The sequence below is a fragment of the Leptothoe sp. ISB3NOV94-8A genome, assembly GCF_043421595.1.
GTDB lineage: Bacteria > Cyanobacteriota > Cyanobacteriia > Phormidesmidales > Phormidesmidaceae > Leptothoe > Leptothoe turfae.
Window position 1 is genome coordinate 4990710 of record NZ_JAXSQW010000001.1, and the last position, 11457, is coordinate 5002166.

Annotated in this window: 10 protein-coding genes; 7 read left to right on the forward strand and 3 right to left on the reverse strand. The window is 49.3% G+C overall.

Translation table 11 applies throughout. From position 1 onward, the window contains the following. Positions 1-2 precede the first annotated feature (2 nt). The gene (locus SPB21_RS21270; protein ID WP_163695776.1) at positions 3-1220 is read right to left on the reverse strand and encodes a lipid-A-disaccharide synthase-related protein; all 1218 of its coding nucleotides are present in this window, start codon (positions 1218-1220) and stop codon (positions 3-5) included. Positions 1221-1770: 550 nt separating this feature from the next. Here SPB21_RS21270 and SPB21_RS21275 point away from each other — a divergent pair. The 4 genes from SPB21_RS21275 to SPB21_RS21290 all read left to right on the forward strand — a co-directional run bounded on the left by SPB21_RS21275 (position 1771) and on the right by SPB21_RS21290 (position 7724). After that, entirely contained in the window at positions 1771-4494 is a 2724-nt protein-coding gene (locus SPB21_RS21275) for a DEAD/DEAH box helicase (RefSeq protein ID WP_499867655.1), read from the forward strand. Positions 4495-4572: 78 nt separating this feature from the next. Continuing rightward, positions 4573-4974 (forward strand): Npun_F0494 family protein, encoded by a 402-nt coding sequence (locus tag SPB21_RS21280; RefSeq protein ID WP_163662840.1) that lies wholly within the window; start codon positions 4573-4575, stop codon positions 4972-4974. Positions 4975-5326: 352 nt separating this feature from the next. Further along, positions 5327-6820, forward strand: coding sequence for a cobyric acid synthase CobQ (cobQ, locus tag SPB21_RS21285; protein WP_163662843.1), 1494 nt, complete (start codon positions 5327-5329; stop codon positions 6818-6820). 130 nt (positions 6821-6950) lie between these two features. Further along, positions 6951-7724, forward strand: a complete 774-nt coding sequence (locus tag SPB21_RS21290; RefSeq protein ID WP_490794161.1) for a sulfite exporter TauE/SafE family protein — start codon at positions 6951-6953, stop codon at positions 7722-7724. A gap of 234 nt (positions 7725-7958) precedes the next feature. On the opposite strand, the gene psbM is transcribed toward SPB21_RS21290, so the two are convergent. Then, positions 7959-8054 (reverse strand): photosystem II reaction center protein PsbM, encoded by a 96-nt coding sequence (gene psbM / locus SPB21_RS21295; RefSeq protein WP_006516450.1) that lies wholly within the window; start codon positions 8052-8054, stop codon positions 7959-7961. A gap of 159 nt (positions 8055-8213) precedes the next feature. Beyond that, complete coding sequence (locus SPB21_RS21300) at positions 8214-8522, reverse strand: 2Fe-2S iron-sulfur cluster-binding protein (protein ID WP_163662849.1); 309 nt, start codon at positions 8520-8522, stop codon at positions 8214-8216. A gap of 326 nt (positions 8523-8848) precedes the next feature. On the opposite strand from SPB21_RS21300, the gene psbB reads away from it, so the two are divergent. From psbB to nrdR, 3 genes are all read left to right on the forward strand, one after another. Further along, positions 8849-10378, forward strand: coding sequence for a photosystem II chlorophyll-binding protein CP47 (gene psbB, locus SPB21_RS21305; protein ID WP_163662852.1), 1530 nt, complete (start codon positions 8849-8851; stop codon positions 10376-10378). A 140-nt stretch (positions 10379-10518) separates the two neighbouring features. Then, positions 10519-10617 (forward strand): photosystem II reaction center protein T, encoded by a 99-nt coding sequence (locus SPB21_RS21310; RefSeq protein WP_006516453.1) that lies wholly within the window; start codon positions 10519-10521, stop codon positions 10615-10617. A 209-nt stretch (positions 10618-10826) separates the two neighbouring features. Further along, on the forward strand, positions 10827-11345 hold the full coding sequence (gene nrdR / locus SPB21_RS21315; protein ID WP_163696910.1) for a transcriptional regulator NrdR: 519 nt from the start codon (positions 10827-10829) through the stop codon (positions 11343-11345). Positions 11346-11457 lie beyond the last annotated feature (112 nt).

Consider the following 11457-nt stretch of genomic DNA (forward strand, 5'->3'; position numbering starts at 1 on the left):
CCTCAAGCTGCCACAATCACTCCAGCATCCAGCTTTTCCAAAGTATCTAGCACCACTTTGGCAATGCGATAGGACGCACCAAACGGACCAAATCGCTCTTGACCATTGGCAACACAGGCTTTCATATACGCCTCATCCTGGATAGTCTTGACGGCATACTGGGCAGCTTCTTTGAAGATGGCCGACGTTGCTGGCTTAGTACCAATCGTTTTCACAGAAAGGCCTAACAGTCTCTCCTGGGCTTCAGCAAAAGCATAGGTAAACTGGGGACCGGGTCCAGGAATTTGTAAAATGGGTTTACCAATGGCCATGGCCTGATCCACCGCTAAACCGGCCATACCTAAAACCAGATCAGTGTGGCAAACAATGTCACTAAACGCATCACTAAAGCATAGGACAGTGGCGATTACTTCACCATCCACCACATAAGTCAGTTTGCCTGGAGCACAATGCCAGCCAATATCAGCAGCCGAAATGGTCTCTAGAGAGGCCATAACGTCAGGCACTAAAGCAGCGCAAAACTGAACTTGAGGATTGAGTTTGGCAATTTCCACCACCAACCCCAAAAGCAATTTCAGATTGTGCATAGCTTCGGGCATTCGCGAGCCCGGTAGTAGGGCCATCATCGGTCGAGCAACATCCAGCTGTAAGTCTTTGCCCTTTGGCTTTAGCCGATCAAGAGACGGAATCCCCCCAAACTGGGCTTTAGCCAATCCCTGTTTTTGATAGTCTTTAGCCGTGTAAGCATCCCGCGAGAACAGCGTTAAACAACGGGGAGACTTAAGCACTGCCTTGAGCACCATGTCAATCTTGAGCGTTCCCTCGTACATGGCAGACAGCGATGAGGTAAATGAAATGAAGGGTTTACCGCTAATATAGGCAAAACATTGCCCAACCACATCTCCGGTAGCAAACACTAAATCACAGCTGGGGGCATAATTTCGTACGGCTTGAATCTGTCGCAACGTCGAGGTTAGTAACCCAGCACGAATGTCACTGAGCAGTCGCAGACGATTAGTATACGTGAACCCTCCCGACGGTAATGTCAGCGTCGGTGACACAATAGGGACATTAATGTTGCGATAGGCATGGCCCTGACCCACAATTGGAATAGCCGCAATATTTAGCTCCGGCTCTAGCTCCCAAAGACTACGAATAATGTGGGAAGAATGGTTATCTTCTCCATGGCCGTTGCTAATAAATAGGAGTTTATGGGACATGGGTAGACGGCAGTTGACCAGAGCAGATCGACAGGGATTTCGCTGAGTCCATAGTACAGCCTGGAGACCATTTACCAGTAGATTGAGACCGCTCGGGAGATTGTCACGAATCGTCTTTCATCGACAATCTTGTAGGGGCTGCGCCTAATCTCGTAGGGGCTGCGCCTTGTGGCAACCCCGCCATATCGGAGGTCACCCGCCCAAGTTCCCTAATGATTCAAAAACTTGGCAGCAGGAAAGCTGTCCGATGACAACATCAGGCGGCTCAAGTCTTAGTGATTAAAGTGGTTGTCTATTTCTTCATCATGGATTTATCTAATTCGTTTAGATACTAGGCACATATCATGGATATCAACTTATAGTTTAGAAATCTGGGTTAGGTGGAGGTGCAGGGAATCAGGAGATATTGCCCCCTAAATTCTTGCCCCCTATCTTTTGACAAACATTTTGCCTTAAACTCTATACCTACTATTAATTCTCCCAACATCCACACTCCTCTGGCACAATGAGGTGGTCAAACTCCCCAATTACGTAAAGGTCTTTCCAGGTTTTGGTCCTAGCACCTGAAAATTTATTTCCGTTTCAGCTCGATCCGTTTCAAATCGACGCTATTGAGGCGCTTAATAAAGGACAGTCCGTAATCGTCTGTGCCCCCACTGGCTCCGGTAAAACCTTGGTGGGTGAATATGCAATCCACCGAGCGATTCACTTCAATAGACGGGTGTTTTACACCACACCGCTCAAGGCTCTGTCGAATCAAAAACTGCGGGATTTTCGTGAGCAGTTCGGCCATAACCAGGTGGGTCTACTCACAGGGGATATGTCCATCAATCGGGATGCCCCCATTCTGGTGATGACCACGGAGATCTTTCGCAACATGCTCTATGGCACCACCATGGGAGAAGTTGGGGATGCCGTTCAGGATGTGCAGGCGGTAATTCTGGACGAATGCCACTATATGAACGATCGCCAACGTGGCACTGTCTGGGAAGAGTCGATTATTTATTGCCCCCCAGAAATTCAACTGGTGGGGCTGTCAGCCACCGTAGCCAATGGCGATCAGCTAACCGACTGGATTGGGAAGATTCATGGCCCCAGTCAGCTGATTTATTCTGACTTTCGCCCTGTTCCCCTCAATATGCATTTTGGAACGGGTAAAGGCATCTTTCCACTCCTAAATAGCAAGAAAACGGCTCTCCACGATCGGCTTAAAAAACATCGCAAGCCCCCTCGCCGCCAGAAGGGGCAAAAGAAAAAGGCCATGACTGCTGGCAATGAATTTCTGGTTGCCCAGCTCCAGCAAAAGGATATGCTGCCAGCCATTTTCTTTATTTTTAGCCGTAAAGGATGTGACAAGGCGGTACAGAGCATTAGTAGCCTTTCTTTGGTTAACCCTTTAGAAACCCGAGCTCTCAAACAGCGGATTGATGAATTCTTAACTGCTAATCCGGAAGCGGCTCGGGCGGGCCAGGTAGAACCGCTTTATCGAGGAGTTGCCGCTCACCATGCAGGCCTTTTGCCTGCGTGGAAAGGTCTGGTGGAAGAACTCTTCCAGGCAGGATTGATCAAGGTTGTTTTTGCCACCGAGACCCTGGCAGCAGGCATCAATATGCCTGCGCGCACCACAGTGATTTCTAGTTTGTCAAAGCGCACCGATAGCGGTCATCGGCTGCTCCATGCCTCAGAATTTTTGCAAATGGCAGGACGGGCAGGGCGACGGGGCATGGATGTAGAAGGCCATGTGGTTACCGTAGAAACTCCCTTTGAGGGGGCCAGGGAAGCTGGCTATTTAGCCCTGGCTAAACCAGACCCACTGGTCAGTCAGTTCACCCCTAGCTATGGCATGGTGCTGAATTTACTCCAAACCCATTCCCTGGAGGAGACCCGCGATCTAGTCGAACGCAGTTTTGGTCAATATCTTTCCACCCTGCATCTGACGCCCCAACAACAGGCCATTAATGATGTAGAGCATAATATTGAGCTGATTCGTGAACAGTTGGCAGCCGTTGGCGATGGGCAAATTGCCGAATATGCCAAATTAAAGGAACACCTGCGGGAGGAACGTCGACTGCTGAAAATTTTGGATCAGCAGGCCACGGAAACATTGACTGGCGATCTACACACGGTGATCAACTTTGCGATCGCAGGCACAGTTCTATCCCTCAAGGGAAAACATATCCCCGTCGCCAACCCGATACCAGCGGTATTGGTCACTAAATTACAGGGGCCAAACAAGGTGCCCTATCTAGTATGTCTGACCGGTGATAACCAATGGCTCATGGCAGCTCCCCGCGATGTTTTTGCGCTGTATGAAAAATATGAGCGCATCGCTGCGGTGGATCACCTGATTCCACCTGATGCTCTCACCATGAAAGCGGGCAACAAATGCCCTGGCGATGAAACCACGGCTACGGTAGCTCAAGCTGTTCCCCAAGAGTTACCGACATTGGATGAGCTCGCACCGGAGGTCAAAGAACAGCGCGATCGCATGCTCTCTGTAGAGGCCAAGTTAGACAGTCATCCCCTCAATCAATTTGGCAAGCCCAAAACCCTATTGAAAAAGCAACAGCGGCTTTCAACCCTGGAAGCTGAGCTGAGCGATCGCAAAGCCAAATACAACAAATATGCAGGTCGCTATTGGCAAGAATTCCTCAATCTGATGGCCATTCTTGAAAATTTTGGCGGTTTAGAAAATAACCAGCCGACCAATTTTGGCAAAATGGCCGCCGCGATTCGAGGAGAAAATGAGCTGTGGATAGCCTTGGCCCTGGGCTCTGGTGAATTTGATCATCTGCCGCCCCATCAGTTTGCCGCTGCTTGCGCAGCCATTGTCACCGAAATCACCCGCCCCGATACCTGGACCCGATACCGCACATCTCATGCTGTTACAGCAGCCTTAGAAGGTCTGCGTTCCACACGGCGTCAAATATTTCAGCAGCAGCGGCGCTACCAGGTCACCCTGCCAGTATCCCTGGAATGGAATCTCATTGCGCTGGTGGAAACATGGGCGTTAGAAACCGAATGGAATGAGCTTTGCCAAAACACCAGTCTTGACGAAGGGGATGTCGTTCGAATTCTGCGGCGCACCCTCGATATATTGGCCCAAATTCCCCACGTACCATTTTTGCCCAGCACTGTTAAATCAACCGCTCGCCAGGCAGCCCACCTGCTCAATCGTTTCCCAGTTAATGAAGCGGGAGATGCAGCGAATGGGTTAAACAGGGATACTGAAGAAACTATGGGTACCGCAACTATTGAGACCGAAGAAGAATAATTGCGTAGTAGGGTGGGCAGTGCCCACCCTACCCAATATCTGCCCCCCCATTGCCTACTGCCAATTGACGATTTGCCCATGACTTCGACATCTCTGCCCCTCTCCCCCAAAACCCTGACTCGCGCCAAGCGAGCTGTGCGCTGTGCCCCGTTTTATATGAAGCTGCTAGCGACGATGCGATCGCAAAGCGTTCCCCTACGTGCCATTATGGACGCACGTGGCATGCTCAGCGGTTACACACGCCAGCCCCTCTCCGAAGTAGCCGCCGACAATCATCTGGGCTGGTTAATAACCGTCGGCATCGTCCGTCGCGAAGTCGATGGCCAAGGCTTGACCGACAGCTTTCGTCTGACACCCATTGGCCGCCAACTCGTAGAACAATGGGAAGCAGCAGGTCGTCCGGATTCCACTGGGAGCCCCCTGGATTATTTACTCAATGCCAGAAACCGTTGGTTAAGACTACCGACTTGGCTATCGTAGCCAGGTAAATTTTGAGACTATCGTCTACAGCTGCGACAGTGCGCAAAAGTTACGATGTCTAAGTAATGAAGTTTGGGTAAGTTTAAGCAATAGTGCGGATGGTTAACCACCAACTGACCTATCAGCAAGTGATGAGCATCCTCAACACAACTGCTGTTAAGCTTTACCCACACCACAGCAGCCTGCCAACACGTTAAGTTTCAGGATTCACTACTCACCTTACTTATTCAAGTTTCTAGTCTTATACATCACAATTCCCAAACCTTGTATCGAAAAGCCGTTATTTCAGTTATCTATCTCAACTCAATATTGCAATCACTAAAAATTCAATTAAACCGGGAGACGCTCTAGCATGAAGGCCATTATGGTAGTGGGTACTACCTCCCACGCAGGGAAATCTCTACTCGTCACAGCACTTTGTCGTATGTTGAGCCGTCGTGGCTGGCGAGTAGCTCCCTTCAAGGGACACAATACCGCCCCTAACACCTACGTCACCGCTAACGGCGCTGAAATCGGTTATCCCCAAGCAGTACAAGCCTGGGCAGCAGGTGTCTCTCCGCAGGCCGAAATGAATCCAGTCCTGCTAAAACCTCAAAACGGCCAAGCATCTCAGGTCATCATCAAAGGTCGTCCCGTTGGCCAAACCACGCCGACCCACTATTACGAGACTTATTTTGAAACCGGTTGGCAAGCAGTACAAGAAAGCCTGGCGCGCTTGGGCCAAGAATTTGACCTACTGATTTGTGAAGGAGACGGCAACCCGGCCGAAATCAATATCAAACAGCGAGATCTCGCTAATATGCGAGTGGCCAAAGCCCTAAAAGCTCCGACAATATTGGTTACTGACATTGATCGGGGTGGAGCCTTTGCCCATATCGTCGGCACCCTTGAGCTACTAGAGCCCGATGAACGTGAGCTGGTCAAAGGCATCGTTATCAATAAGTTTCGCGGTCAAAAGAGTCTGCTTCAGCCGGGCATTGATTGGATAGAAAAGCGCACAGGCATTCCAGTTCTGGGTGTGATCCCCTGGATTGAAAGCGCGTCCCCTAGAGAAAACTCCGTTTCCCTCATGGACCGCCCTGTGGAAAAACAATCCGCCGAACTCAATATCGCGGTTATTCGCCTACCCAGGATTTCTAACTTCACAGATTTTGATCCTCTAGAGGCTGAACCCTCAGTTAATGTCAGGTATCTCAGTCCTAAGGATGATTTGGGACATCCCGACGCTGTGATTTTGCCAGGAACCAAAACAGCCATTGCTGACTTGCTGATTTTGCAACGCACCGGCATGGCTGAGGCAATTCAAAACTACGCAGCAGCAGGAGGCACAGTCCTCGGTATTTGCGGTGGCTTCCAGCTAATGGGACAAATGCTAGCTGACCCAGAAGGTCTAGAAGGTCAAGAAGGCCGCTTTAGGGGTCTGAGCATTCTGCCTTTGCGCACAGTGATTACCCAAAACAAAGTGGCACGTCAGCGGTCTGTAAGCTCGAAGTACCCCCAAGAGGGCTTACCCGTCAATGGCTACGAGATTCACCACGGGCGTACTCAGCTAGTGATGACCCCTGAAGGTGGTGAACCAGGGCCTAAGTTCCAGCCCATTTTCGACGATCGCAGCCTGGGTATCGTCGACGAAACTGAATCCCTGTGGGGCACTTACTTACACGGCATTTTTGATAATGGACCCTGGCGACGAGCCTGGCTAAATCGCCTCAGACAGCAGCGGGGCTTGGGGTCTTTACCCACTGGCATTGCTAATTACCGCGACCAGCGGGATTCTACGCTAAACGAACTGGCCAATACCGTTGAGCAATACATTAACCTAGAGCCGATCCTGAACCAGTCCTAAGCGATACGGCCCCAGGGTCAGCAAATAGCCGTTGGGACCCCTGCCATAATTATATTTTCTCTGCATGACCTAGGCATTCATCATCCCAACAACTGTGGGAAAATGCTGAAATTGTCTACTTCATCCACCCATGCCCCTTCCCCATAGTGTCTTGTTAACGTTAGGTGGCTTAGCTGCAGGGGTATTAGCGGGACTGCTGGGTATTGGTGGCGGTGTGCTGATGGTGCCTTTATTGCTGTTATTTGGCATCAATGTAGACCAAGCAGCTGCCACCAGTTTGTTCGCTATTTTAATCACAGCCACCACAGGCAGTTTTCAAAACTGGCGCATGGGTTACCTACAGCCCAACCAAGTTGTGCTGTTGGCAATCCCAGCAGCCACCCTAGTCATCATAGGCACAGAGTTTGGAGAATTACTTTCCGAACACTGGCGACGAGCCGCATTTGGCATGTTGCTGCTAGCCAATATCTACCTGGTTAGCTTAAAGAAGCGGGTGGCGACCACAGTCCAGCCCCCCAATCAGATCCCTCCCATTCCCGCTCGTTTAATTACCGGTAGCACCTCAGGGTTTATGGCCGGTTTGTTCGGTGTGGGCGGCGGCGTCGTGATGGTGCCCTTACAGATATTACTGATGAATACCGGCATGAAAACTGCTGTCCGTAATAGCTTGGCCGTCATTGCTCTGACCTCATGTGTTGCCTGCATCCACAACAGCCTTAAGGGAGATATCGTCTATGGAGCTGGTTTGAGCCTGGGCCTAGGTGGTCTGGTGGGCGTCCAAATCAGCACTCGTTTTTTACCCAAACTGCCAGAACAGGTTGTTAGCGTATTATTTCGTATCCTGCTGTGCGTTTTAGCCACCTATGTATTTTGGCAAGCATGGCAAGCCTACAGCAGGGTATAAGGAACCATAAAAATGGGTACTTAGCCATGGCCAGTACCCATACCTAGCCTTAAAACAGCTAGCCTGAGATATTTAATATCTGCTCTAAGTATCTGCAAAAGTCCGCAATAGACTAAGCGCAATATAAATAAACAAAAATGCTCATTTAGTCTGACGATCGGCTTCTGCACAAAAAAGCTTTCGGCTTGGTATCAACAGAAAGCTGAGCTCACTGTTGCCATGTTGACCCATCTACTATTCTTTAGTCTGAATGTAAAGAATAAGCAGGAATACGGTTGGGACAAACACGAAAAGGATGCTGGCTACAAACCCCAGATTATTAACTTCCATAGGACTCAGCTATTATCTCTCTCAACAACAAACCACATGGCTAAGCATATCACTCTGGTTCAACTCAATGAAGCCACAGCTTTGTGAATTGAAGTTAGCGATACAGCTAGCTCAAAAGCTAACTAAATCCCGATAAATCAACTGAATGCATTCGATGCATCACTTTTTCTTCTTCGGTTTAGTCACCACACTAATCGGTCCATTGACCAGCGTCTGACATGCCAAGCGGCAGTTACCAGGACGTTTTTTGAGTTTTTTTTCTTCCACTGCAGTACGCGGAGATAGGTTATCTAACCCTTCAGTGATTTCAACGACACATAAACCACATTGACCATATCCACCGCAGTTCATCATTTTGCCAGTGAATGTATAGACATCAACGCGGTTATCTATCGCCTTCTGACGTAGATTCGCTCCATCCGCCGCTGTGACCTCAACATCTTCTTTAACAAACTTAATAGTGGGCATCGAAGGGCTCCAAAAGCAATCGCTATAACGTCGAGAATGCCGCGAGTGTCACAATCCCAAGCAATTCAGCTTGCATTGGATTATGAACTCTAGTTACACTTCTTTATACACTTTAATCTTTGGATTTGAGTGGATTAGTCCGTCGGGAATCGTCTGGATTCATTACCGCATAAGGCTATCTGTCCATCATCTCCAGTTTTCTTCACTGCTAAATAGCAATTCATTGGGGCTTGCCTTTGGAGTCAATGGGGGGATCTGGTAGCCTGTTTGTATCGGTATTTTAATGTACGGCTAACATTTCCAAACTAGGAGGAGGCGCGTAGTCAATGGGACTACCCTGGTACCGGGTACATACAGTCGTTATTAACGATCCCGGACGACTGATTTCTGTACACCTAATGCATACTGCACTTGTGGCAGGCTGGGCTGGCTCTATGGCCCTGTTTGAGCTTGCTACATTTGACCCAAGTGATCCTGCCCTGAACCCCATGTGGCGTCAGGGAATGTTTGTTCTTCCCTTCATGTCTCGCCTCGGTGTAACCGGGTCTTGGGGCGGTTGGAGTGTGACTGGTGAGACAGGTGTTGATCCTGGCTTCTGGTCTTTTGAAGGCGTTGCACTGGCACACATCGTGCTATCTGGCCTACTGTTCTTAGCAGCAGTTTGGCACTGGGTTTTCTGGGATTTGGATCTATTCCGTGACCCCCGAACTGGTGAGCCCGCTTTGGACTTACCTAAGATGTTCGGTATTCACCTGTTCTTATCTGGTTTACTTTGCTTCGGTTTCGGAGCATTCCATCTAACCGGTGTCTGGGGACCTGGTATGTGGGTATCTGACCCCTATGCCATCACTGGGCACGTTCAACCCGTCGCTCCTGAATGGGGTCCTGCTGGATTTAACCCCTACAATGCGGGTGGTATTGTGGCTCACCACATTGCCGCTGGTATTGTCGGCATTGTGGCAGGCCTATTCCACCTGACGGTGCGCCCACCTCAGCGTCTTTATAAGGCGTTGCGTATGGGTAACATCGAAACGGTACTATCCAGTAGTATTGCCGCTGTTTTCTTTGCAGCATTCGTAGTGGCTGGCACCATGTGGTACGGCAACGCGACTACTCCTGTTGAGTTGTTTGGCCCTACCCGCTATCAGTGGGACTCTGGTTATTACCAACAAGAGATTGAGCGCCGTGTACAGGCCGACATGGCTGACGGACTAAGCCGTACTGAAGCTTATCAGAATATTCCTGAGAAGCTCGCTTTCTATGACTATGTTGGCAACAGCCCTGCTAAGGGTGGTTTGTTCCGCGTAGGTCCTATGGATAGTGGTGACGGGATTGCAACTAGCTGGCTTGGCCATCCTGTCTTCAAAGATGCTGAGGGTCGTGAGCTTTCTGTTCGTCGTTTGCCCAACTTCTTTGAGACTTTCCCAGTGATCTTGACTGACTCCAGCGGTGTAGTTCGTGCGGATATTCCGTTCCGACGTGCTGAGTCTCAGTTCAGTATTGAGCAGACTGGTGTAACCGTTTCTTTCTACGGTGGTGAGCTAGATGGTCAAACTATCAAGGATCCCGCTCGGGTTAAGCGCTACGCCCGTAAGGCTTTACTAGGTGAGCCTTTCGAATTCGACCTTGAGACTCTAGAGTCTGACGGTGTATTCCGTTCTAGTCCTCGCGGTTGGTTTACCTTTGGCCACGCGGTGTTTGCACTGCTGTTCTTCTTTGGCCACATCTGGCATGGTTCCCGGACTCTATACCGCGACGTATTCGCTGGTATTGACCCCGACCTCTCTGAGGAGCAGGTTGAGTGGGGCTTCTTCCAGAAGGTTGGAGACACGACTACTCGTGCAACAAATCGTTAAGTACGAGTCTTAGGCTAAGGAAATGGCCCAGCGAATGGATTACGCTGGGCCATTTTTTTGGAATAATGGTAGTAACCAATGGCAACCATTGCTTGTTTCTATAGCAGTGGAACTGACTGTAAATTGAGTAGGACGAAACCATGGAAAGTGTTGCTTACATTCTGATTTTCACCTGTATTATCGGTACGCTCTTTTTTGCGATCGCATTTCGTGAGCCCCCCCGGATCAAAAAAGACTAAAGATGTTCGATTGCCAAGCCCAAATCAATCATTGAACCAGCTTGGCAACTAGCATATCTGTTACCTAACAGAGTCTGGATGACATAATAGAGGTACTAACTTCTTTGCATTTAGCGAAGTTAGCCTCTATTTTTGTTTTAAGCGTGGTCTAATAAGCGGGCCGCTGACTAAAGCGGCCCTCACTTCACTGATTTTGGGTTTAGTGGTTTATGCAGTGTCCCTTTTGCCAGCATCCCAGCAATCGTGTCTTAGAATCGAGATCGGCAGAATCTGGCCGTAGCATTCGACGTCGTCGGGAGTGCCTCAAGTGCAATAGTCGGTTCACCACCTATGAGCGCATTGAATATGTGCCCATCACTGTGGTTAAGCGCAATAACAATCGGGAATTATTTAATCGCTCCAAACTCCTCAGAGGCATTGCTCGAGCCTGCGAAAAAACAGGCATTGAAGCCAGTCGTTTAGAAACCATCGTTGACAATATCGAAGCAGACCTACAGCAGCGCACAACCAGAGAAATTGCTAGTGCAGACATTGGTGAGCTTGTTTTACAGCAGCTCCAACCCTTAAGCGAAGTTGCGTATGTCCGCTTTGCATCGGTATATCGTCAATTTACTGGCATTCGAGACTTTGCAGATGCCCTCAACCACTTACAAGCGGACGATGCAACGACCGAAACCCAGCCCTACATAACCAACGGTAATCGTAACGGTTCGGCATTAACCGTGTAGGATGTAGCCCCTTGCAAATACAATTCTCAAGAAATAAGCCTACATCAATACATTAATAGTCAGTGACAGCAGGACTAAATTCACTTATCATAAATAGTCTTGCGAAGGTTTG